23 protein-coding genes and 1 tRNA gene are annotated in these 23,593 nt (G+C 29.2%); all 24 read right to left on the bottom strand.

Translation table 11 applies throughout. From position 1 onward, the window contains the following. Window positions 1-8 precede the first annotated feature (8 nt). The 24 genes from spoIID to KGF39_RS03185 all read right to left on the bottom strand — a co-directional run bounded on the left by spoIID (window position 9) and on the right by KGF39_RS03185 (window position 23,592). Window positions 9-1,073 carry a stage II sporulation protein D gene (gene spoIID, locus KGF39_RS03300; protein ID WP_227821177.1) on the bottom strand — a complete coding sequence of 355 codons (1,065 nt, stop codon included), beginning with the start codon at window positions 1,071-1,073 and terminating at the stop codon, window positions 9-11. Window positions 1,074-1,159: 86 nt separating this feature from the next. Then, the gene (gene murA / locus KGF39_RS03295; RefSeq protein ID WP_227821176.1) at window positions 1,160-2,413 is read right to left on the bottom strand and encodes a UDP-N-acetylglucosamine 1-carboxyvinyltransferase; all 1,254 of its coding nucleotides are present in this window, start codon (window positions 2,411-2,413) and stop codon (window positions 1,160-1,162) included. 20 nt (window positions 2,414-2,433) lie between these two features. Further along, the gene (locus KGF39_RS03290; protein WP_054272850.1) at window positions 2,434-3,171 is read right to left on the bottom strand and encodes a YwmB family TATA-box binding protein; all 738 of its coding nucleotides are present in this window, start codon (window positions 3,169-3,171) and stop codon (window positions 2,434-2,436) included. Between the two features lie 86 nt (window positions 3,172-3,257). Then, window positions 3,258-4,127 (bottom strand): 4Fe-4S binding protein, encoded by an 870-nt coding sequence (locus tag KGF39_RS03285; protein WP_227821175.1) that lies wholly within the window; start codon window positions 4,125-4,127, stop codon window positions 3,258-3,260. A gap of 172 nt (window positions 4,128-4,299) precedes the next feature. Then, on the bottom strand, window positions 4,300-4,512 hold the full coding sequence (locus KGF39_RS03280; RefSeq protein ID WP_227821174.1) for a hypothetical protein: 213 nt from the start codon (window positions 4,510-4,512) through the stop codon (window positions 4,300-4,302). Between the two features lie 43 nt (window positions 4,513-4,555). Further along, a complete protein-coding gene (locus KGF39_RS03275; protein ID WP_227821173.1) occupies window positions 4,556-5,296 on the bottom strand; it encodes a rhodanese-like domain-containing protein in 741 nt (246 codons plus the stop codon). A 134-nt stretch (window positions 5,297-5,430) separates the two neighbouring features. Then, complete coding sequence (locus KGF39_RS03270; protein ID WP_227821172.1) at window positions 5,431-6,468, bottom strand: ABC transporter ATP-binding protein; 1,038 nt, start codon at window positions 6,466-6,468, stop codon at window positions 5,431-5,433. Window positions 6,469-6,488: 20 nt separating this feature from the next. Further along, entirely contained in the window at window positions 6,489-7,283 is a 795-nt protein-coding gene (locus KGF39_RS03265) for an ABC transporter permease subunit (protein WP_227821171.1), read from the bottom strand. An 8-nt stretch (window positions 7,284-7,291) separates the two neighbouring features. Beyond that, window positions 7,292-8,167: an ABC transporter permease subunit gene (locus tag KGF39_RS03260; protein ID WP_227821170.1), complete on the bottom strand. Its 876-nt coding sequence runs from the start codon at window positions 8,165-8,167 to the stop codon at window positions 7,292-7,294. Beyond that, entirely contained in the window at window positions 8,157-9,374 is a 1,218-nt protein-coding gene (locus KGF39_RS03255) for an ABC transporter substrate-binding protein (RefSeq protein ID WP_227821169.1), read from the bottom strand. The genes KGF39_RS03260 and KGF39_RS03255 overlap by 11 nt, the downstream gene beginning before the upstream one ends. Window positions 9,375-9,397: 23 nt before the next feature. After that, window positions 9,398-9,994 (bottom strand): CDP-alcohol phosphatidyltransferase family protein, encoded by a 597-nt coding sequence (locus KGF39_RS03250; protein WP_227821168.1) that lies wholly within the window; start codon window positions 9,992-9,994, stop codon window positions 9,398-9,400. Between the two features lie 28 nt (window positions 9,995-10,022). Continuing rightward, window positions 10,023-11,186, bottom strand: a complete 1,164-nt coding sequence (locus KGF39_RS03245) for a (Fe-S)-binding protein (protein WP_227821167.1) — start codon at window positions 11,184-11,186, stop codon at window positions 10,023-10,025. Between the two features lie 98 nt (window positions 11,187-11,284). Then, the gene (gene glmS / locus KGF39_RS03240) at window positions 11,285-13,117 is read right to left on the bottom strand and encodes a glutamine--fructose-6-phosphate transaminase (isomerizing) (RefSeq protein WP_227821166.1); all 1,833 of its coding nucleotides are present in this window, start codon (window positions 13,115-13,117) and stop codon (window positions 11,285-11,287) included. Between the two features lie 268 nt (window positions 13,118-13,385). Continuing rightward, window positions 13,386-14,732 carry a phosphoglucosamine mutase gene (gene glmM / locus KGF39_RS03235; RefSeq protein ID WP_227821165.1) on the bottom strand — a complete coding sequence of 449 codons (1,347 nt, stop codon included), beginning with the start codon at window positions 14,730-14,732 and terminating at the stop codon, window positions 13,386-13,388. Window positions 14,733-14,902: 170 nt separating this feature from the next. Next, window positions 14,903-15,460: a 2-oxoacid:acceptor oxidoreductase family protein gene (locus tag KGF39_RS03230; protein WP_227821164.1), complete on the bottom strand. Its 558-nt coding sequence runs from the start codon at window positions 15,458-15,460 to the stop codon at window positions 14,903-14,905. After that, complete coding sequence (locus KGF39_RS03225; protein WP_003420710.1) at window positions 15,461-16,213, bottom strand: thiamine pyrophosphate-dependent enzyme; 753 nt, start codon at window positions 16,211-16,213, stop codon at window positions 15,461-15,463. Beyond that, window positions 16,213-17,292 (bottom strand): 3-methyl-2-oxobutanoate dehydrogenase subunit VorB, encoded by a 1,080-nt coding sequence (locus KGF39_RS03220; protein WP_003432442.1) that lies wholly within the window; start codon window positions 17,290-17,292, stop codon window positions 16,213-16,215. The genes KGF39_RS03225 and KGF39_RS03220 overlap by 1 nt, the downstream gene beginning before the upstream one ends. A gap of 28 nt (window positions 17,293-17,320) precedes the next feature. Then, window positions 17,321-17,536 carry a 4Fe-4S binding protein gene (locus tag KGF39_RS03215; protein WP_003420706.1) on the bottom strand — a complete coding sequence of 72 codons (216 nt, stop codon included), beginning with the start codon at window positions 17,534-17,536 and terminating at the stop codon, window positions 17,321-17,323. 42 nt (window positions 17,537-17,578) lie between these two features. Beyond that, a complete protein-coding gene (locus tag KGF39_RS03210) occupies window positions 17,579-18,256 on the bottom strand; it encodes a hypothetical protein (protein WP_003420704.1) in 678 nt (225 codons plus the stop codon). Continuing rightward, window positions 18,246-19,325: a butyrate kinase gene (gene buk, locus KGF39_RS03205; RefSeq protein WP_227821163.1), complete on the bottom strand. Its 1,080-nt coding sequence runs from the start codon at window positions 19,323-19,325 to the stop codon at window positions 18,246-18,248. Before buk ends, KGF39_RS03210 begins: the two co-directional genes overlap by 11 nt. 21 nt (window positions 19,326-19,346) lie before the next feature. Continuing rightward, on the bottom strand, window positions 19,347-20,249 hold the full coding sequence (gene ptb, locus KGF39_RS03200) for a phosphate butyryltransferase (RefSeq protein WP_054272842.1): 903 nt from the start codon (window positions 20,247-20,249) through the stop codon (window positions 19,347-19,349). 304 nt (window positions 20,250-20,553) lie between these two features. Further along, window positions 20,554-21,735, bottom strand: a complete 1,182-nt coding sequence (locus tag KGF39_RS03195; RefSeq protein ID WP_227821162.1) for a CdaR family protein — start codon at window positions 21,733-21,735, stop codon at window positions 20,554-20,556. After that, entirely contained in the window at window positions 21,732-22,571 is an 840-nt protein-coding gene (cdaA, locus tag KGF39_RS03190; RefSeq protein ID WP_003420697.1) for a diadenylate cyclase CdaA, read from the bottom strand. Before cdaA ends, KGF39_RS03195 begins: the two co-directional genes overlap by 4 nt. 947 nt (window positions 22,572-23,518) lie before the next feature. Further along, window positions 23,519-23,592, bottom strand: a tRNA-Arg gene (locus tag KGF39_RS03185). Between the last annotated feature and the right edge of the window lies 1 nt (window position 23,593).

The raw sequence follows: 23,593 nt of genomic DNA, 5'->3' as shown, positions 1-23,593 counted from the left end.
TACAATTATTAGTATATATCTTTTATTTTTGTATCTGTGTAGTAATGTGATAATATATCATAATATTTATAGCCTTCTTCTGCCATTCCTTCTGCTCCCCACTGGCTCATTCCAACGCCATGACCATATCCTTTTACTACAAAATCTATGTATCCTTCTCCAAATTTTATGTCAAAGTTTGCAGAGTTCAACTTAAAAACAGTTCTAATTTCTTTTCCAGTCAATTCTTTATTTCCTAATTTTATTTTTTCTACAGTTCCAGCATCACTTCTTTTAGTTATTAAAACTTGTTTGCTTAAATTATTCACATCTATAACAATAGTGCTATATGATCTTCTAAGACTCTTAACAAAATCAGTATTACTTATTTTAAGAGTTGATGCAAATTTAGGAGAATACTTATCATAAGGGCTTTCTACAGACTTTAGATAAGGATATTTTGCAGAAAATACTTCTTCACTATTTTCAGTTTTCCCTGAAGATGTAGAAAAATAAAGAGGAAGTATTGCCTTATCATTATAAGTTATTATCTGCCCTTTAGTTTCTCTAACTGCTTCTTGGATTTTAGAATATTTATTTTTAATCCATTCTTCACCATTCAGCTTTTTAAGAGTATCATAACTCTTATATTCTTGACAGTGTTTATAATCAGTACATACTACTGCATTTTTATGTTTACTTGATTTACTATGTTCCTGTTTATATACTACATATGTTCTAGCTGCTACAGATTGAGCTTTTAAAGCTTCTATATCAAACTCTGATGACATCTCACCAGCTAGTACGCCACATAAATAGTTCTCCATGTCCATTTTTTCAGTTTTTCCTGTTATATGATTATAAACGTTAATGACTGGTGTTTTTTTATTTACAGTTTCATAGTTCACTATTTTTTTTTCTTCTTTATTACTTTTGTCCTTAATATCACTTTTTTTAATAGTTTTGTTTATAGATACTGGTCTCTCTGGTTTTTCAGTTAATTCTATATTTTTATAAGACACTAAAGTTATAAGTGATGGAACTAACACAGAGCAAGTCACAAATCCTAACAAAACAACCAATGAGTTCTTCATATACTCTCCTCCTTAGCTTTTAAAACCTTGTATTTAAGTATATGAACAACCCTATTAATTTATAACTTTCTTCTCTAAACCAATTATTAATCTTCTACTATTTCGATTTGACCACCTAATGCTGTTATCTTCTTATCTATATCAACATAGCCTCTTTGAATATGGTATATTTCTCCTATTTGAGTTTCTCCTTCTGCTATAAGACCACATAAAATAAGTGCTGCCCCTGCTCTTAAATCAGTAGCATTTACTGCTGCACCATGTAGCTCATCTACACCATTAACAACCGCACTTCTTCCATCTATTTTTATATTAGCACCCATTCTATTGAACTCAGCAACATGCATAAATCTATTTTCAAAAACAGTTTCTATAACTACACCAGTTCCATTAGCTACAGTAAGCATAGCCATAAATTGTGCTTGAACATCTGTAGGAAATCCTGGATGTGGTAAAGTTTTTATATCTATTGGTTTTAATACTTTAGGACCTACTACTCTTACAGAATTGTCCATTTCTGTAATTTCACAACCAGCTTCTCTTAATTTAGCTACGACTGGTTTTAAATGCTCCATTAAAACATTTTCAACAGTTATATCACCTTTTGTCATAGCTGCTGCAACCATATAAGTTGCTGCTTCTATTCTGTCTGGAATTACATTATGCTCTGCTCCTTTTAACTCTTTAACACCGTTTATCTTTATAGTGTTAGTACCTGCGCCTTTAACATCTGCTCCCATTTCATTCAAGAAATTTGCTAAATCTACTATTTCTGGCTCCTCTGCTGCATTTTCTATTATTGTAGTACCCTCTGCTAAAGAAGCTGCCATCATTATGTTTTCAGTTGCTCCAACAGATGGAAAGTCTAAATATAATTTATTTCCTACTAATTTTTCTGTTGCTGCTTCAACAAAACCATGGTCCATCTCTATCTTTGCTCCTAAAGCTTTAAATCCTTTTAGATGTAAGTCTATAGGTCTTGTTCCTATAGCACATCCTCCTGGCATAGAAATTTTTGTACTATTAAATCTAGCAAGTAATGGTCCCATAACCAAAAAAGAAGCCCTCATTTTTCTTACAAGCTCATATGGAGCTTCACAAGTTTTTATATTACTTGCATCAACAGTAAGTGTATTTTCTTTATATTCAACTTCTGCTCCTATATGTCTCAATAAATCTGATATAACATGAACATCTCTTAAATTTGGTACTCCATTTAATGTTGATTTTCCGTTTGCTAATAAAGTCGCTGCTATTATTGGTAAAACTGCATTTTTTGCACCATCTATTTTAACACTACCTTTAAGTGGATTACTCTTTTTTACTATTATCTTAGCCATATTTTTTGATCTCCTCATAATTAATAATCTAATTTTATAATTGGTGTGGCAATATATATGAGTGTTTTTTCATCATCCTCATTGTATTTGATTCCTATATTTAAATTAATTTTTTCCCCTAAATATTCTAAATCATCATCATTTAATACTTTACTATATGCTGTTATAGATAAAAAGTTTACGTCCTTCACTTTATCTATTTGCTTAGCACTCATATTATATAATATTTTTTGTAAAATATCATCATATTTGTTGTTTTGTAACCTTTTTGTGTATTCTCCAACAATACAAGCAGACACATCTACTTGATATGAATATTTATTTAACACATTTTCTACGTTATTACAAATATCCTCTTTATGTTTATATACTTTGTTATCCAATATGTCAACTATTATGTAACTTTCTTTATTATTTTTGTTTATTCCTTTTATAGAAATTTCTTTATCGCTACCTTTTATAGTAGCACACAATTGCATTTTATCGCCAGACCCTTTTTTGTTCCAATTTATTCCTTTTTCATCTAACTTTAGATTGTTAATTATTTCTATAAAAATATTATAAAATTCCTGATTTGATAAATTATAATTTATAACAGAATTAATTTTGACATTATAAAATTTGAAATCTGCTTCTGAAATTTCAAGAGCATTAGTTAATCTATTATATCTAGTATTTATACTTGTATCTGCATAAGATATTGTTACTCCTATAATCATTAATATAAAAAAGCTTATAGCTAATTTTATTCTTTTCATAATAAAAAATCCCCCTTAAATATGTTTTTCTGTATAATAGAATTATTAACAAATTTAAGAGAGATATACTTTCTCAATATATATTTTTATGCACTTTGGGATTTTATATTCATTAAATGTCTTTCAAACTCTTCAATACCAATTCTCTCTAACACTTTACTTATTCTTTCTCCTGGGCTTGCTAATTTTTTATATGTATCAAATATGTCTTGCACTAATTCTTCTATATTTTCTTCTGTATATAAATTGCTAAGTCTATCCCCAAATCTATAACCTCTTCCCATTCTACCACCAAGATAAACGGCTAACCCTTTTTTATCAACTTCCATAGCTCCAAATGGACATACTTGAGCACATTTACCACAATTTACACACTCTTCTTCGTTCCACACTAATTTTTTGTTTTCCATATAAACTGATTTTTGTCTACAAGATGATGTACACAATCCACAATTCTTACATTTATCTTCATTAAATTTTACATATACTTGTCCTACAATACCCACATCATTAGTATTAGCCTTTGCACAATTGTTTGGACATCCAACTAAAGTAATCTTAGTTTTAGATGGCAAATCATACCCAAAATATGAATCATGTAACTTTCCACATAGTTCTTGTGTATCATAGATTCCATGTTGACATACAGTGCCTTTACATGCAACTAATGGTCTTACTTTTTTTCCTGTACCACCATGTTTTAAACCTACTGCTTTCAAATCTTCTTTTATTGAATCTATATCTTCATACTTTATCCATGGTATTTCAACAGCTAATCTAGTTGTAACACCTAAATAACCTCTGCCGTATTTTTCAGATAACTTTGATAAATTGATAAGTTGTTCTGCTGTAAAGTTTCCAGCTCTACTCAATATTCTTATTGAGAAATATCCTTCCTGGCTTTGAGCCAATATACCTTCCGCTTTTAACTTTACTTTTTTGTCTTTGCTAATCATATCTCACACCTCATAATACAAATTTATAATTCTATGTTGCTAATAATATGTTTAAATAAGTTATATTTATATAATCATATTATAACTACATTTATATTTTAAAACATAATAAAGGTATATTCAACTCAATAAACTGAATATACCTTCATTTTAAACAATTCTATTATATTTTTTACAAAATTCTATCTTGCTCTCCTGTTTCAATTGTATTTAAATCATCAATACTCCATACCATAAAATTTGCATATGTTAATACCTCATTTAAACGAGTATAAACTATATCCAAAGACTCATCTTGTACTTTCTCTTCAAAATCTTCTATAGAAATTGATTTAACATTAGCAAAAAATCTTCTCCTATATTCTTCTCTGAATTTCTTTGACATAATTTGTACTCGGATTTCTACTCAATCTTTTATTATTTTAAATCTACTTAACTAAATCAAAATCATATTCATCTACGCCATCAATTGAATTGTATACTTTTGTAAATCCATTCTCTGAAAGTATTTTAGCTGCTTGTCCACTTCTATTTCCAGTTCTACAGTATAAGATTATATTCTTATTTTTATCAAGTTCTCCCATTTTCTTTTCTGTATCTTCCAATGGTATATTGATAGATTCTTTTAAGTGTCCAGTTTCAAACTCTTTTGACTTTCTAGAATCTATTACTATAGCATCTTTATTTTCACTTATTAACTTCAACATTTCAGGTGCAGTTATATCATTATACGTAACTAATCCATAATCAAAATCCTTTACACCTTCTGCATTATATACATCTTTAAATCCATTTTTTACTAATATTTCAGCAGCTTTTGCACTTTTATTACCTGAATTACAATATGCTAATATAGTTTTATCCTTATATCCCTCTAAATCACTTAATTTATCTTCTAAATCATCTACTGATATATTTATACCATTTGTAATATGACCTTTAGCATAGTCCTCTGCACCTCTTACATCTAGTATCAATAACTCTTTATTTTTCTTCATCATTTTTACAGCTTCTTCCCCTGTAGCTTCCTTATAACTAGCCTTATCTTGGCTTTGATAAGATTCTTTTGATTTTTCTGATTCTTTAGAATTACAACCAACTACACTCCCTAATGTTAATACTAAAGTTAAACCAATAACTAAAACTTTAAATCTTTTACTAAACTTCATAAAATTACCCTCCAAATATTAAAAATATTCCTTTTTTATATAAAATCTTATTTTATTATGGTATTCGAATTCATTATAACAAAATTAAAATATATTTGATACTTATTTACTTAATTTACATCTATAGTTTTTTTCTATATTTCAAGCGAAAAGAATAGAATTTTTTTTGGTTCTATAAGCACATCTACCTTTTCATTTATATCATATAAATTATTGTTACTACTAGCTTTTAATACCATTCCATCAATATCTACATCATAGTAAACTTTATCTCCTGCATATCTCTTTTTTAATATAGTCCCTTCTCTTCCTATATCATTATTAATCGTTTTTAGGATTATATTTTCTTTTGGTATCATTAACTCGACATTATCTATATTTATATTTTCATATTTATTTAATTTAATAGAAATTATATCATTTATAAACTCGCCGTTTCTTATATTTCCTATTAAATAATTTTTTTCTCCAAATATATTCGCAACTTCTCTGCTCTTAGGATTTTCATAAAGATTGCATGGAGTGTCGAATTGTTTAACTTCACCATTTAATATAACTGCTATTCTATCACTCATCATCAACGCTTCTTCTTTGTCATGTGTTACTAATATGGTTGTTATCTTTAGATGTTTTTGTAATCCTAATACAAATTCTCTCATATCATTTCGTAAATTAATATCTAAATTTGAGAATGGCTCATCTAATAATAACACCTTTGGATTTATTGCTAAAGACCTCGCTATTGCCACACGTTGTTGTTGTCCTCCTGAGAGTTCACTTGGATATTTATTTTCATATCCTTTTAACTTAACTAAATTTATAAGATTATTTATTTTACTTTTTCTTATGTTCGTGTTTATTTTTTTCATCTTAAGTCCAAATTCTATATTTTCATATAAAGTCATATGGGGAAATAGTAAATAATCTTGAAAAACTATTACAGTATCTCTTTTTCCTATAGGTATATCTAATATGGATTCATTATTTAAAAGTATATCTCCGTAATCAGGATGTAAAATACCGGCAATTAATTTTAAAGTAGTACTTTTCCCACAACCGGATGGACCTAAAAGAGAAACTATTTCTCCTTCTTTTATATCCAAATTTATATTGTTTAAAACTTTTATTTTGTTAAAACTTTTACATAAATTTACAAGTTTAACTGATGACAATTGTTACACCTCCAATCAAACTAAAATAGCCTTGTATTTTGAATATACTTATATTTCTTTTTTACATTGTATTCTATTATTATTAAGATAAATAAACTTATTGTTAAAAATAACATACCATACAAAGATGCTATTGTTCTGTCACCACTTTGTATATACGGAAACATAATCATTGGATAAGTTATGACACTACCTCCGCTTATAAGAAGAGTCAAAAAATATTGACTAAAGGATATTATAAAAGACATACTTGATGCACCCAATATCCCTGGTAAAATCAAAGGTAAAGTAACATATCTAAATGTATTAAATCTATTTGCACCAAGTACTTTAGCTTGTATCTCTAAATTATCACCTATTAATTTATAGACATCTGTTATTATTCGAACTGAATAGGGTATGCATGGAAGTATATTTATAATAATGACTCCCAAAATATTATTGGCTAGACCTATTCTTATAAATGCTATATGTATACCCATAGCAATAGATATTAGTGGAATTATAATTGGAGATAATATTAGTAACTCACAAAATCTCTTTCCTTTAAAATTATATAATGCTAATGCTTTAGATGCTGGTATGCTTAGTAAAATAGTGATTAAGACTACAATTATTGATATTATAATACTTCTCAAAATAATATTCAGATTACTTATATCCAAAATATATCTAAATCCTCTTAATGAAAACTCCTTAGGTAAAAGATTTGGAAATGGCCATGTATTTACAACTCCCCATATTGCCAATAGTATTATAGGAGCTATAATAACTACAAGCATGATATTGAGAACTATATTAAATTTTTTATTCATAAATACTCCTATACATTATATTTTGATATTTTATTAAAAAATCTATTATAAATTATTAATAGTATGAAACTTATTCCAGATAATACAACATTGATACACATTGATATTGGTCTTTGCATTAAATCTGAGCTAGTATAGATTAGATATGCTTGAACTGGTAATGCTTTTGGAGTTGATGCTCCTATTAAAAAAGGAACTTCAAAAGAACCAAACGAAAAAGCAAAAATTATTATAAATGAAGAAATTATTGTTGGCATTGCAAGTGGTAACACTATATATCTAAAAGTTTGAAGTTTACTCGCACCTAAATTTATAGATACTTGTTGTAGATTATCATTTATATTTTTCAATATATTATAAACCATTAGGGTTATATATGGTACTCCTTTCCACAGGTAAACTAAAATTATTCCTATTCCATTTTTATCAGAAACCATTGATATAAATTCAGATGAATCTTTTATTATATGGAAAAGGTAAAATACTCTTGAAACTATGCCTGTTTGAGAAAATATTATAAATACTAATAATACAACTATTATATGTGGAACTATTAGTGGAATATTTAGAATCATATATCTAACTTTAGAAAATCTATTTTGAGACATTATATATGCTAAAAGTATTCCTATAATAACAGCTAGAATTGATGATACTAAAGAAATCTTCAAACTAAAGATAAGAGACTCTAAAAAATTAGAATCTCTAAAAATTTCTCTATAATAACTTAGTGTAATTTGATTAAGACCAATCTGAGGAAAAAATCCTAGGCTTTGCGAGATACAATTTATAATTCCTACACCCATTATAAGTATCAAGATTACAGATACAGGTGCTATTAATAAGTATGGCATTATTTTATCATTAATTATTTTACTTTTCACTTTCTAGTACCTCTTGAATCCATATTTTTTCTATTATTGGTACTATTCCTGCTTTTAATTCTGGGACTGAATTTTTTAATACTATAGTTTCACTAAATTTCTTAACATCTTCACTTGGAATCTTTTTCATATCTAAAACAGATGTGTCTCCCCAATTTTTAGTTTCTGTTTTAGAAGACTGTGCATCTATACTCATTAAGAAATCTATTAATGCTATTGCACCTTCTTTATTTTGAGAATTATCTGGTATAGCAACAAAATGTGTATTGCTTATATTTCCTTTTTCAAATTCTATTGCTTTTGTAGATTTACTAAACTCTCCATTTGCGATTCTTCCTAATAATACATTTGGAGCATAAGTCATTGTAAAATAAGTTTCATTATCTGAATACATATTATCTAACTGAGAAGATGTCGCAGGATAGGTTTTACCTTTATTCCATAAGTATGGTTTTATTTCTTTAAGATAGTCCATAGCTGGTTGTATGGCTTGTTTTACTTTAGCTTCATCTTCTGGTAAATTTTTTACTTTCTCATATCCTACTACATCATATATTATATTTCTAACAAATGCACTTCCTGTAAAATCCGGTGGAGCTGGATAAGTAAATTTACCAGGATTAGATGCAATTACTTCTTTTAGTGTTTCTGCATTAGTTATTTTTGTATTAATCTTAGACGTATCTGTTACAACTGCAAATTGAGATTTACCCCAAGGAGCTTCCATACCATCTACTTTCACTCCAAAATCTGTAGTAATATCCTCAGAAGATGAATCAATATACTTTTTATAATTAGAAAGTTTATCTACAAAGGGTCCAAATAGTAATTCATTTTCTTTTGCTGTTTTAAAGTTTTCTCCATTTATCCAAACTACATCTATAGTGCCGTTAGCATTTCCAGCTTGTTTTTCTGACAATAGTTTATTAAGAATGTTTTCTATATCCATTCCTACTCTTTTTACAGTTATGTCATAGTCTTCTTTCATCTTTGGAATTACATAACTATCAAACCATTTATTCATTACTTCATTTCCACCATATCCATAAAAGTTAACTGTTGTACCTTTTGCAGATTTTAAAATCTCTTCATTGCTACTTTCTAATATGTCTTTTTGAGGCTCTTCTTTTTTATCGTTATTTGAGCACCCTACCAATCCAAATATAAGTCCTAAACATAATAGTATTGTTAATATCCTTTTTTTCATTTTTTCCCCTCTCGAAAATTAATTTATAATATTTTTTTTGCTTCTAGTAATCTTTGAACTGCTGTAAATAAAACTACTATAGAAAATATATTTGCTATTATCCCAATATAACTTTGAAATAAAATCATCAAAGTAAAAAGTATAAATCCCTCACTCCTTTCAGCTACGCCAGCTTGATAATAAAATGATTTCATACCTTTTTTATCAGTTAAAGCACCAACAGTTAAAAATATAGTCATTGACATAAGAATACTACTTAAAAGAATCATTAGATTTAATCTTACATCAATCATCTTCAAACCAAATACTAAAATCATACTTATTTCTACTATTCTATCAAAAGTAATATCCATTAATGTTCCAAATAAGGATGTTTTATTACTACTTCTAGCCATATCACCATCTACAGCATCTAAGTATCCTGAAACCCATAATGTAATTATTGCTAGCACTTTCATATCGAGATATATAAATAAAGACGTAGATATTCCAACTATAAGCGCTATTATTGTTACGTTATTTGGGGTTAATTTAAGTTTTAAAAAGAACTCTGCTCCTTTGCTTATAAATGGCTCTACATATTTTCTTGCATGTGTATCTAACATATCATTTCCTTTCATTAGCTTATATACTTTTTATGTGCATTTATTAAGTTTCTATATTCATCTTCTTTGCTAATGCTATTCCTTTATACCTTGTGCTCCATTTTTTAATAGATAATGTTTTTTTCTGGGTTAATCTATTTTTATTTATAACATCAACATCAAAAATAAAATCTAATACATGTAGTACTTTTTTATCTGCCATTAACATAGACTCACAACAAGATTGACAGTATGAGATTACATAATCTGTTTTTTCATTATTTGCTCTATTTTGGGTCTGGTTTATAGCAACTTTACTATTAGTAACCCTTACCATACCTCCAGAACCACAACATTCTGTATTCTCTCTATTTTTTTCAAATTCAATTACTTTTATTCCCATAAAATCTAGTATCTCTCTAACTGACTCATGTATATTATGTTCATTTCTTATAGGACATGGGTCATGTAATAAAAATTTCTGATTTAGATCATCATAATGATTGTTTAGTTTTTCTGGAAGTCCATATTCTTTTATTACCTCCCATATTGAAATCACTTTTATATCACTATTATTTCTTATAGTATTAAAACAATTTGGACAAGCAACGATTACTTCCTCTATATCATTTTCTCTAAATAGCTTGTCTATTTTAGAATAATATTCATCAAATTTATTTGTATCTCCCATAGAAAAAGTAGGCTTGCCACAACATTCAAAAACTAATGATATATTTTCTATATGATTTTCTAAATACTTATACGTTTTTAATACTAAGTCACTACTATAGCTAGAAAAGCTACACCCTGGGAAAAAAATTTTCTTAGTGTTTTTTTTAATAAATTGTTTTGAGAATAATCGAGAGAAACTATTAGTTTGATGGAATTTTATTGTTCTATATCCTATATCATTTAATTCTTTCTGATTCTCTTGGAATATTTCTTTCCTTATATTAAAAAACATTTCTTTTAAATCTATATCTTTTGGACACTCTATCTTACATATTCCACATAGCATGCAGGAATATGGTATATTTTTATCTATTGATTTATTTTGTAAAATATCTATCATAAGTTCTCTTGGTGAGTTTCCAAATTCTTTCATCATAGGGCATACATTAAAACATTTTTTGCAATTTATACAATTATCATTATTTTTTTCGATTTTTTTTAATGTCTCTAGTTTTAGTTTTACTTCTTTTATACAAATACACCTCCAGATTATCAATAGTTTTAATCTATAATAAAAAACTCATTCTATAACATTATAACAAATAGAATGAGTTTTTTCTAATAGATATTATCTATGCACTTTTTAATCTGTTTTTATTCAACTGTTACTGACTTTGCTAGATTTCTTGGTTTATCAACATCGCATCCTCTTAATACAGAAACATGGTAAGCGAGTAATTGCATTGGTACAACAGCCAATATAGGAGATAAAATATCATCTGAATTTGGTATATAGATTATTTTATCAGCAGCTTTCTCGACATCTTTATTATGACTTTGAGCGATTGCTACAACATAAGCTCCTCTTGCTCTCACTTCTTCCATATTAGAAACCATTTTTTCAAATAATTTCTCTTGAGTAGCTATAGCAATTACAGGAGTTCCTTTTTCTATTAGAGCTATTGTTCCATGCTTTAACTCTCCTGCTGCAAAAGCTTCTGCATGTATATATGAAATCTCTTTTAATTTTAATGAACCTTCCATTGATAAACTATAATCTATTCCTCTTCCTAAATAGAATGCATGTTCAGAACTAACAACTGTTTTAGCAACATCTTTTATATATTCTTCATTGTCCAGTATCTCTTGTATTTTTGATGGTATTTCTTTCATCTTAGAAATCATACTATCATAAGATTCTCTAGTTATTGTTCCTTTTTTGATAGCAAAGTCTAAAGCTATCATATATAAAGAAGTTATTTGAGTAGTATATGCCTTAGTCGATGCAACTGCTACTTCAGGTCCTGCCCAAGTATAGAATACATCATCTGATTCTCTTGCTATAGATGAACCTACAACATTAGTTATTGAAAGTATTCTTGCTCCTTTAGCCTTTGAATCCCTCAATACTGCTAAAGTATCTGCTGTCTCACCAGATTGGCTAACTAATATTACTAATGAATTTTCATCTACAAATGGGTCACTATATCTAAATTCTGATGCTATATCAGTTATTACTGGTATATTTACCAATTTTTCTATAGCATACTTGCCAAGTAAACCAGCATTATATGCTGTTCCACAAGCCACAATATAAACTTTATTTATTTTTTCTAAATCTTCCTTAGAAATATTTATACTATCTAAGATTATATTTCCATTATCATCAAGTCTTCTTTCTAGAGTTTCTCTAACTCCTGTTGGCTGCTCATGAATTTCTTTTAACATAAAGTAATCATATCCACCTTTAGATGCAGCCTCTACATCCCAAGTTACATGAAATACTTCTTTTTCTACAAGATTTCTATTAGAGTCATAAACTGTTACATTTTCATTTTTTAGATGAACTACTTCTCCATTTTCTAAGAAATAAACATCTCTAGTATATTTTAATAAAGCAGGTATATCTGATGCTACAAAGTTTTCACCATCACCAACACCAACTACAAGAGGACTATCTTTTCTTACTGCAACTAATTCATTTCCATGTTCTTTACATATAACACCTAATGCATAAGCTCCTCTTAATTTTGATATAGTTTTGTATACAGCATCTAATAAATTACCCTCATAGTATTTATCTACTAAATGTGCTATTACTTCTGTATCTGTTTGAGATTCAAACTTAACACCTTCAGCAATTAGTTCTTCTTTTATTTCCATATAGTTTTCTATTATCCCATTGTGAACAACTGCTATTGTTTTAGCTTGATTAAAATGAGGGTGTGAGTTTACATCAGATGGCTCTCCATGAGTTGCCCATCTTGTATGCCCTATTCCTAAATTTCCATCAATAGGATTCTTTTCTAAATCTTCTGCCAGTACAGAAAGTCTACCTTTAAACTTTCTAATATTAAGCTCTTCTCCATTAGAACTATTAACTGCTACTCCTGCTGAGTCATAACCTCTGTACTCTAACTTAGAAAGCCCTTCTACTATAACTTCTGCTGCCTTTCTACTTCCTAAATATCCAACTATTCCACACATTATTTGTGTCCTCCTAAAAATATTATTTATATATTTTAAGAGTTAGGTCATATAAGTTTACTTTGGCTTCCCTTTGTCCATAGGATTACTCCTATTATTTAAAGAAGTTTTTCGATGGTAAACACACCGCAGAGCATCCGCCGACAATTCGATTAACTCTGACCTCGTCAACTTAGTTTCATATATTACTTAATAATTATGTCTATAACTAAGTTCTGGCGCTTAGAAAGGTGTCCTCAGTCTTTATATCTGAGAATACCCTTGTAAATTACGATAATTTTTCTTGTATAAGATTAGCTAAATTTGTTGCTAATTCTTTTATTTGACCTTCCTCTTTACCCTCTAACATAACTCTAACTAATGGCTCAGTTCCTGATGGTCTTATCAAAACTCTACCATTTCCATCTAAAATAGATTCTATTCTTTCTATCTCAGTTTTTATTTCTGGATATTCCATATATTTGTTCTTATTTTCATTTTTTATTGTTGCATTTACTAATACTTGTGGATATTGACTCATTATTGATGCAAGTTCTGATAAAGGTTTCTTTTCTTGCAAGATTATATTTGCAAGTATTAGAGAACTAAGCACTCCATCTCCAGTAGTATTGTAATCTAAAAATATCATGTGTCCAGATTGCTCTCCACCAAGATTATATCCATTCTTAACCATATCTTCTAAAACATATCTATCTCCAACTGCTGTAGTAGATAAATTTATTCCATTATCTTTGGCAGCTATTGTCAATCCTATATTACTCATAACTGTAACTACTAAAGTATCTTGTGCTAATTTATTATTTTTCTTTAAACTTAAAGCACTCAATATCATTATATGGTCTCCATCAACAATTTGACCCTTTTCATTTACTGCAATTAATCTATCAGCATCTCCATCATATGCAAGACCTAGGTCAGCATTATGTTCTAAAACAGCTTTTTGAAGTTGTTCTGGATGTGTAGAACCACATTTATAATTTATATTATTTCCATCTGGTGAACTATTTATTGAAATTACACTTGCTCCTAATTCGTCAAACACTATTGGTGCTACTTTATATGATGCACCATTTGCACAATCCAATACTACTTTTAACCCTTTAAAATTAGTGCTTATTATTGATTTCAAATAGTCTACATAGTCCCTTTGTGCATAATGTTCATGTAATCTTCTTCCTACATTTTCACCAATTGGTAAACATTCAATTTTGTCTATATCATCTATATACTCTTCTATTTTTAATTCAATTTCATCATCTAATTTATATCCATTCTTATTAAAGAATTTGATTCCATTATATTCAACAGGATTATGAGATGCAGATATAACCACGCCACAATCAGCACCATATTTTCTAGTTAAATATGCCACTGCAGGTGTTGGTATTATTCCAACAGTAATAACATCACATCCAACAGACATAAGTCCTGATATTAAAGATGCTTCTAACATATCTCCTGATATTCTTGTATCTTTACCTACCACTACTTTTACTCTGTGGTCTCCTTGAGCTAAAACAAAACCACCAGCTCTACCAAGTTTATATGCTAAGTCACATGTTAATTCTGTATTTGCTACTCCTCTGACTCCATCAGTTCCAAAATACTTTCTCACTAAAGATTCTCCTTTCATAATTGAAAAGCTTGCAATTTGTATTATATTTTTACAGTTCATAAAATATCATTATACTCTTAATTTCAGTCATAAAAACATTTTAATACTTATCATCAAAAAAGACAATAGAAATAATTCTATTGTCTTTTTTTTGACATCTTTTTTCTTTATTAGTTAGTTGCTCCAGAACATGCAGCATCCATACCTTTTTGTAGAGCTTCTCTGTTTAATGGAACGAATTTTTCTTTTCTAGGTCCGAAAACTTTCTTAAATGCTTCTAATACAGATTCTATATCTACAGTATCAGCTACTTTTAAGTAAGCTCCTAACATTATCATATTAGCAACTTTGTCATTTCCTAACTCAACTGCTAATTCATTTGCTGGTATATAATAAACATCTACATCTGTTCTATCAACTTTTTCTTTTATTAAAGAACTATTTACTATTATTTTTCCACCAGGAACAACATCATCTTTGAATTTTTCAAATGCTGGTATATTTAATAATATAGCTGCAGTTGCATCATCTGTTATAAGTGGAGAACCAACTGGCTCATTAGATACAGTTACTGCACAGTTTGCTGTACCTCCACGCATTTCTGGTCCATAAGATGGTAACCAAGAAACTTCTTTTCCTTCTAGCATTCCTGCATAAGTAAGTAATTGTCCCATAGACATAACACCTTGGCCTCCGAAGCCTGCACATATTACTCTAGCTGTAGACATTTACTTCACCTCCTCAACTTCAACATTTTTGAAATTTCCTAATGGATAGTATGGTATCATATTGTCTCTTAACCATTGTAAAGCATCGTTTGGAGCCAGTCCCCAGTTTGTAGGACAAGTAGATAATACTTCTACTATTCCAAATCCTAATCCTGCTTGTTGAACTTGGAATGCTTTCTTTATAGCTTTTTTAGCTTGTCTAACATGGGCTGGAGTATCAACTGCTACTCTTTCTACAAATACAGCTCCTGTTAATGTAGCTAACATTTCACTTACTCTTATTGGATAACCTTGAGTTTCAGCATTTCTTCCTGATTGAGCAGTAGTAGCTCTTTGTCCAACTAATGTAGTTGGAGCCATTTGTCCACCAGTCATACCATAAGTTGTATTGTTTACAAATATAGTAGTTATTTTCTCTCCTCTAGCAGCTGCATGAACTATTTCAGCAGTACCGATTGAAGCTAAATCTCCATCACCTTGATAAGTGAATACTGTATTTTCAGGATGAACTCTTTTTATTCCTGTAGCTGCAGCTGGTGCTCTACCATGAGCAGCTTCTTGAGTATCACAGTTAAAATATTTATATCCTAAAACTGAACATCCAACTGGAACAACACCTACAGCATCACCTAATACTCCTAATTCTTCTAATACTTCACCAACTAATCTATGGATTATACCATGTGTACATCCTGGACAGTAGTGAGTTTGAGTATCTTGTAATCCTTCAGTTTTCTTAAATACAACAGCCATTATCTAGCACCTCCTGCAACCAATTCTCCGGCAATAATTTTTTTAGCTTTTTCAACTATTTCTGCTGGTGTTGGAGTCATTCCTCCTGGTCTTCCATGGAAGTAAACTGGTAATTTACCTTCTACTGCCATTTTAACATCTTCCACCATTTGTCCCATACTCATTTCAACAGTTAATATGTTTCTAGCATTAGGAATTTGGTTAAATGCTTCGAATGGGAATGGCCATAATACTTTAGGTCTTATAAGACCTGCTTTTATTCCTTCTTCTCTTAATATATCAATTGCGCTTTTTACTACTCTTGAAGTAGTTCCATAAGCTGCAAATACAAATTCAGCATCTTCTGTTTTGTACATTTCGTATTGTACTTCATTTTTTTCCATTGCATCAAATTTTTCTTGTAAATGCCAGCAGTGGTCTTCTAGTACTTCTGGCTCTAAGTATAGAGAGTTTATTACATTAGGTTTTCTTTTTCCTTTAGTTCCAACAGTTGCCCAATCTTTAGGAGGCAATTCTCTTTTCTTTTCAGGAGCTCTAAATTCAACTGGCTCCATCATTTGACCTATCATACCATCTGCAACTACCATAACTGGTGATCTATAATAGTCTGCAACATCAAAAGCTTCCATTATCATATCAACAGCTTCTTGAACTGTAGCTGGTGCAAATACTGGAGTTCTGTAGTCTCCATTTCCTCCACCTCTTGTAGACATGAAGTAGTCAGCTTGTGAAGGTTGTATACTTCCAAGTCCTGGACCACCTCTCATTACGTTAAGTACAACACAAGGAACTTCTGCTCCTACTGCATATGTTATACCTTCTTGTTTTAAAGCAACTCCTGGTGAAGATGAAGAAGTCATAACTCTTGCTCCTGCACCTGCTCCACCATAAACCATGTTTATCGCAGAAACTTCTGATTCAGCTTGAACGAACGCTCCACCTATTTTAGGTAACTCTCTTGATAAATATTCTGGTAATTCACTTTGTGGAGTTATTGGGTAACCGAAGAAATACTTGCAGCCAGCTTCTATAGCTGCTTTTCCAAATGCTTCGTTACCTTTCATAAGTATCTTAGCCATTAAAATTCCCCCTTAAATATTAATTAAATTAATCTCTTTCTACTGTTATAACTACATCTGGACACATAGTTGCACAACTTGCACATCCTATGCATTTTTCCATTTCAAAAACAGTTGCTGGGTTATACCCTTTTTTGTTTATTACATTTGAGTCTAATTGTATGATTTTTACTGGACATGCTTCAACACATAATCCACAACCTTTACAACGTTCTTGATTAAAAGATACTTTTCCTTTAGCCATTTACCTAAGCCTCCTTAAACTTTCTATATATTTGAGCTCAAACTACATCCAGTCTTCTCTCATATATAATTTTATAGGAAAAATTTCTCCTTCTAAATCTTTTGGTAACTGTTCAACAAGATTTTCTAAACATGCAACATATCTTATAGGTATATTACATTTTTCAGAAACTTCTTTTGCAACTTTTTGACCTCTTAAAACATCATCAATAGTAGTAAATCTAATAAGATGAGTATTATTAATTAGACCTGTTACCTTTAATTTAGAAGATTTTTCTATTTCTTTTATATATTGGATAACTTCTTCAGAAGTTTGAGTTTTCTCCCTATTTGCATTTATTACAAAAAGCATATCATAGTCGCCTTCTTTTAACAAATGACTAAATCTTCCTATAACTCTAGCACCCACATTATCTCCACCTAAATCTATAACAGAATTGTATGAATGATCCACCATAGGAGACATTACTTCTGCTGATACTGCTGGTAAATCTAATGTTGGAGCATTAATTGAACTATCTATTGGTTGTATACCTAAAGATTTCATTAACTCTTTCTTTTCTCTAGTTCTAAAGTATACATTTACCACATCTAAATCGGCTATAGCAACTTTGCCAGAAACCATATCTCTTAACTTAACAACATAGTTCATCGCAAATTCACTTTTACCACTTCCATAGTGACCAGTTATGATTCTTATTCTTTTATCATTAGTTATCATAAACTTGAGCCTCTTCTTCACCAGTTAAAACTCTAAGTCCACCTTGAGCTAATGCAATCATTTCATCTTCACCTGGATAAACTTTTACATCTGCTACAAATTTAACTCTATCTGCAATCATTTCTGTAAACATTTTTGAATATGCGATTCCACCAGTTAATAGTATTGCTTTTACATCTCCCTTAAGAACTGCTGCACTAGCTCCTATTTCTTTAGAGATTTGATATGCCATAGCTTCATATACTAATTTAGCTTTTTCATCACCAGCTTCTATTCTTTCTTCAACTTCTCTAGCATCATTAGTATTTAAGTATGCAACTAACCCACCATTACCTTTTATTTTCTTTTTGATTTCATCTTGAGTATATTTTCCACTAAAGCACATTTTTACTAATGCACCTACTGGTAATCCACCACTTCTTTCTGGAGAGAAAGGTCCTTCCCCATCTAATGCGTTTGCAACATCTACTATTCTACCATTTTTATGAGCTCCAACAGAAACTCCTCCACCCATGTGGGCAACTATAAGATTTATATCTTCATATTTCTCGTTTATTTCTCTAGAATATCTTCTTGCTATTGCTTTTTGATTTAAAGCATGCACTACACTTGCTCTACTTATTTCAGGCATACCAGAAATTCTAGCAACATCTTCTAATTCATCCACAACAACAGGGTCTACTATGTATGAAGGAACATTTACTTCTTCACCTATTTGTTTTGCTATTATTCCACCTAAGTTTGAAGCATGTTCTCCTAAAACTCCTACTTTTAAATCTTCAATCATAGCAGCACTTACTGAATAAGTACCACCTTTTATAGGTTTAAGAAGTCCTCCTCTACCTACTACAGCATCTAATTCAGATATTTTTACTCCACCTTCTTTTAGAGCTTCTTCTATTACTTGTTTACGGAATTCAAATTGGTCTGACACCTTCTCATATTTTCCTATTTCTTCTGAAGAATGTCTTAAAGTTTTTTCAAATACTAAATCCTCATTATCAAATACAGCTATTTTAGTTGATGTTGAACCAGGATTTATTGTTAAGATTTTAAATATTTTACTCATTTGCCTATTTCCCCCTTAAAATTAAGCCTTCGCTGCCATTAAAACACCTAAAGCTATTGAGTTAAGTTTAGTTTCTTCACTGTCTGCTCTAGAAGTTAATATTATTGGCGCTTTAGCCCCAACTATAACTCCTGCATTTTTTGATTTTGAGAAGAATACCAAAGCTTTATATAATATATTACCACCTTCTATATCTGGAGCTAACAATATATCAGCTCTTCCTGCTACAGGATGGTTTATACCTTTATGTTTAGCAGCTTCTAAAGACACTGCATTATCAATTGCAAAAGGTCCACCAACCATACAACCTTTGATTTCTCCTCGTTCATACATTTCTTCTAACTCTTTCGCTTCAACTGTATCTTTCATTTTTGGATTTACTTTTTCTTTTGCGCATATTGCAGCAACTTTTGGTTCTTTTATATCTAATGAATGTGCTACTGTGCAAGCATTTTCTATGATTTGCTTTTTAGTATTTGTATCAGGAGCTAAGTTCATAGCTGCGTCAGTTACGAAAAATAATCTGTCATATCCCTCTACATCAAATACTGCTACATGACTTAATACATTTCCAGTTCTAAGACCTACTTCTTTGTTTAAAACTGCTTTTAGTATTATTGATGTGTCTACTAAGCCTTTCATTACCATGTCGGCTTTTCCTTGTGAAACTAATTCAACAGATTTTAGAGATGCCTCTGCTAAATCTTTTATATCTATCAGTTCATAATTTTCGATATCCATGTCTATGCTTTTTGCAATTTCTTTAGTCTTTTCTATATCACCTACTAAAATAGCATTTGCTATTTTTTCTTTTCTAGCCATTTCAACTGCCATTAAAACTTCTTTATCTTGACAACATGCTACTGATATAGTTTTAGGACCTCTTTCTTTTGCAAACTTAATTACTTCTTCAAAACTTCTCATGCATTTCCACCTCATCTTGAATTTTTTGAAATAGAACTTTTTATATCTCAATTAAATTATAACTCGTTTAGCAACGTTTTCCTAGATATAATTGAAATATTTAATTCAAAAATATTTATTTAAATCTATTGAGCAGTCTTTTTTCATATATTTAGTGCTTTTTAGATTTAACAAATATCTCATTGTCCTTATTTTATAATATAACTAAAATAAACAAGATGCAACAAAAACATAAAATTAACAAACTTAATTTTATAGGTTTTTTTGTCGCATCTTGTAACAACTAAATATTCGAAATATTTGTTCATTCCACTTCAACAATATTAGGTTCTATATTTATTTTTTTAAATTGATATGTTGTTTCATATTTTATTTTATATTTACTATCTTTCTCAGGGCTTTGTGATAAATCAATATACAATGAAATATCTTTTTTATTTAACTTACTCAAATCTTCTGTCGATTCTATGACAACTTTTATATCTATATCAGAAATTATACTTGGATTATCCATATTTGCTGGAATATTCCTTAACTCAATATCACCTGCAGTATATAGAAAATCTGCACTCAATTGTTTTGTCTCATTCAATTTTATTGTTATAGAACTATCCTCGAGAGTTATCCCTTCTGGAATATCTAAGCTAACTTCTTTTTCTTCTCCATTAGCTAAATCAGCTAAATCAACAGGTTTTGTCTTAATATAATTTATTTTGTCTATATTTTCTTTTTTACCTTTTATTGTAACTTGTTCCTTACTTAATTTATAATTTTTCAATGTATTATTATATTTATTATCACTTAAATTTACTCTTATTGGTACAGTTTTTTCCTTTAATAATTCTATTTTCGCAGTTACAAAAGATGAACTTAATTTTACACCTTCAACTTTAGTTCCATCGCTATTTAATGGTATTAATTCCAATTTTTTAGAGAAATCTTCTGTTTCATTGCCAACATCTAAATTAGCTCTTACACTTTTTACTTCTTTAACTAGAGTTCTTGGCCCCGATACATCGACAAAATCCTTATTAAGTTCAATTTTATTTATATTTCTTTTTGAATTTCCACTTACTTCTACCTTTATATCTCTTTTTTCTTTTATATTCTTTTCAAGGTTTACTACTAAGACATCATGCTTAAATTCTATAGTGACACCTTGAGGAATGTTTGCTTTTAAATAAACTTCCTTTTGTCCTTGTATTGGATCTTCAATAGTTCCATATACATGTATGTCCTCTTTCTTAACACTTTGTACTTTTGATAGACTACCTTTTATATATACATCTGCTGTTAATTTTTCGTCTGGATATATAACAAGATTTTTATCTTTTAAATCACTTATATTACTTATAGATACAGGTATATCTTCAAACCCTTTAGTTTCTTCAGGGTCAACTACAGCCATAACATACATCCATAGTGCAATCGCACTTAAAAATGATATTATTTTTATTTTGGTATTATTTTTTAGTCTATTTATCATTTAAATATACCACCTTTGAAAAAACTTCTTGTTTCTGTATTTGTTTTTAAATTACTACGTAATATATTCATCATTCTTTCTCTAGAAATATCTCTATATAACTTACCTGCTTTAGCAATTGATACGCCTCCTGTTTCCTCTGATACAATCAGTGTTATACAGTCAGACACCTCACTTACACCTATTCCCGCTCTATGTCTAGTACCTAAATCTTTACTTAAGTCCTTACTTTCTGTCAATGGTAAGAAACATGCAGCTGCTTTTACCTTAGAATCTCTAATTACAACTGCTCCATCATGTAATGGTGTATTTGGTATAAATATATTTATTAATAGTTGTCTAGAAATTTCAGCATCAATAATAGTTCCTGTATTTATTATATCACTTATTCTAGTTTCTCTCTCCATTATGATAAGGGCTCCTATTTTTTGTCTAGAAAGTGAATATAAAGCTTCTACAATTTCTTCTATATTTCTATTAAGAGTTTCTTCAGAAGTATTTACATTCTTTCCAAATAAATTAAACTTTGCTCTTCCTATATGCTCAAGCCCTGCTCTAAATTCTGGTTGAAAAATTATAAGAGCAGCTATAACTCCATAATCTAAAGCTTTAAGAGATATCCAATAAACGGTATGCAATTTAAAGGTGTTACTAAGTTGAGTTGCTAACAAAAGAAATATTATCCCTTTAAATACTTGTTCTGCTCTTGTATCTTTTATAAACATAAATATTTTGTAAAAAATATACGCTACTATAGATATGTCAATTAAATCATATATACTCATTCTTAATATTATATTAAAAAATCCATTTAAAAAAGAATTTATATCTAACACAGTTTTATCCTCCTGTTTGATAACTTCTTAATTATTTACACTAAGTATTATACTATATAAATCTAACTCTATACAAACTATTTAACTTTTGTGTAAATAATTCTAGTTTTATATTCAGAGATTGTTAAATAATCTCTAAACACATCAAAAATATCAATTCAATAAATATATATTTTTATTAAAGTTAGTTTTTACTCAAATAATTCAAACCATCAAGGCGCGAATACAAAATAGTACTCGCGCCTTAATGCAATTTTATGCTATAAAATATCTTTAATATATCTTTACTTAATATATATTCATTAGTAAAAATTTAATAATCTACTTATCAACTACAAACAACTGCAAAATTTAAATATTATCTATTATCAACATTGTCCTATTAATATCATTTTTATATTGAAGTAGTAATTTATTTGATATTTAGTTTAGATAAATTTATTTTAATAGTCTTACTATAAATCACCATCAAAATTTATCTTCTATACCTAAGTAAGTTGTTCTATAACCAAAATAACACATATATTTTCAAAGTCATATATCTATTATCCATAGTATAATAATTCATTTAGCATAACTTATAAATATTACATTAAATTGTCAATTCTTTATAGTATCTAATTTTCTTTTATAATTACTTATACTTATTATTTAGGTAAAATGAATTTCTTTATAAATAAATTCATAAGCTATTTAAATATATTAATACTATACAATATAATGTATATAGCTCCTATCCAATTGAGACTTCATATAACTTATACCTTCATAAACTTCTTGTAGACTATTATACATTAGCCTTCATACGTTTACAATATTAATGAATATACTGTAACTCTTACATAGTTTAAAGTTTATAAAGAAAAAGACACAGGTAATATACATGTATCCTGTGTCTTTTTAAACAATATAAAAGTTTACTATATTCTATAGTAAACTTTTCTTAATGAGCGCACAGGGATTCGAACCCCGGACACACGCCTTAGAAGGGCGTTGCTCTATCCAGCTGAGCTATGCACCCA

This window comes from Clostridioides sp. ZZV14-6345, assembly GCF_020657775.1.
Lineage (GTDB): Bacteria > Bacillota > Clostridia > Peptostreptococcales > Peptostreptococcaceae > Clostridioides > Clostridioides difficile_D.
Note: the sequence above shows the minus strand (reverse complement) of the source record. Positions and strands in the feature narration are given on the sequence as shown.

What these genes read in the sequence shown, in the direction of transcription:
- spoIID (WP_227821177.1), bottom strand. Translation starts at nt 1,073, where the DNA reads ATGAAGAACTCATTGGTTGTTTTGTTAGGATTTGTGACTTGCTCTGTG.
- murA (WP_227821176.1), bottom strand. Translation starts at nt 2,413, where the DNA reads ATGGCTAAGATAATAGTAAAAAAGAGTAATCCACTTAAAGGTAGTGTT.
- KGF39_RS03290 (WP_054272850.1), bottom strand. Translation starts at nt 3,171, where the DNA reads ATGAAAAGAATAAAATTAGCTATAAGCTTTTTTATATTAATGATTATA.
- KGF39_RS03285 (WP_227821175.1), bottom strand. Translation starts at nt 4,127, where the DNA reads ATGATTAGCAAAGACAAAAAAGTAAAGTTAAAAGCGGAAGGTATATTG.
- KGF39_RS03280 (WP_227821174.1), bottom strand. Translation starts at nt 4,512, where the DNA reads ATGTCAAAGAAATTCAGAGAAGAATATAGGAGAAGATTTTTTGCTAAT.
- KGF39_RS03275 (WP_227821173.1), bottom strand. Translation starts at nt 5,296, where the DNA reads ATGAAGTTTAGTAAAAGATTTAAAGTTTTAGTTATTGGTTTAACTTTA.
- KGF39_RS03265 (WP_227821171.1), bottom strand. Translation starts at nt 7,283, where the DNA reads ATGAATAAAAAATTTAATATAGTTCTCAATATCATGCTTGTAGTTATT.
- KGF39_RS03255 (WP_227821169.1), bottom strand. Translation starts at nt 9,374, where the DNA reads ATGAAAAAAAGGATATTAACAATACTATTATGTTTAGGACTTATATTT.
- KGF39_RS03250 (WP_227821168.1), bottom strand. Translation starts at nt 9,994, where the DNA reads ATGAAAGGAAATGATATGTTAGATACACATGCAAGAAAATATGTAGAG.
- glmS (WP_227821166.1), bottom strand. Translation starts at nt 13,117, where the DNA reads ATGTGTGGAATAGTTGGATATTTAGGAAGTAGAAAGGCAGCAGAAGTT.
- KGF39_RS03230 (WP_227821164.1), bottom strand. Translation starts at nt 15,460, where the DNA reads ATGTCTACAGCTAGAGTAATATGTGCAGGCTTCGGAGGCCAAGGTGTT.
- KGF39_RS03225 (WP_003420710.1), bottom strand. Translation starts at nt 16,213, where the DNA reads ATGGCTGTTGTATTTAAGAAAACTGAAGGATTACAAGATACTCAAACT.
- KGF39_RS03220 (WP_003432442.1), bottom strand. Translation starts at nt 17,292, where the DNA reads ATGGCTAAGATACTTATGAAAGGTAACGAAGCATTTGGAAAAGCAGCT.
- KGF39_RS03215 (WP_003420706.1), bottom strand. Translation starts at nt 17,536, where the DNA reads ATGGCTAAAGGAAAAGTATCTTTTAATCAAGAACGTTGTAAAGGTTGT.
- KGF39_RS03210 (WP_003420704.1), bottom strand. Translation starts at nt 18,256, where the DNA reads ATGATAACTAATGATAAAAGAATAAGAATCATAACTGGTCACTATGGA.
- buk (WP_227821163.1), bottom strand. Translation starts at nt 19,325, where the DNA reads ATGAGTAAAATATTTAAAATCTTAACAATAAATCCTGGTTCAACATCA.
- ptb (WP_054272842.1), bottom strand. Translation starts at nt 20,249, where the DNA reads ATGAGAAGTTTTGAAGAAGTAATTAAGTTTGCAAAAGAAAGAGGTCCT.
- KGF39_RS03195 (WP_227821162.1), bottom strand. Translation starts at nt 21,735, where the DNA reads ATGATAAATAGACTAAAAAATAATACCAAAATAAAAATAATATCATTT.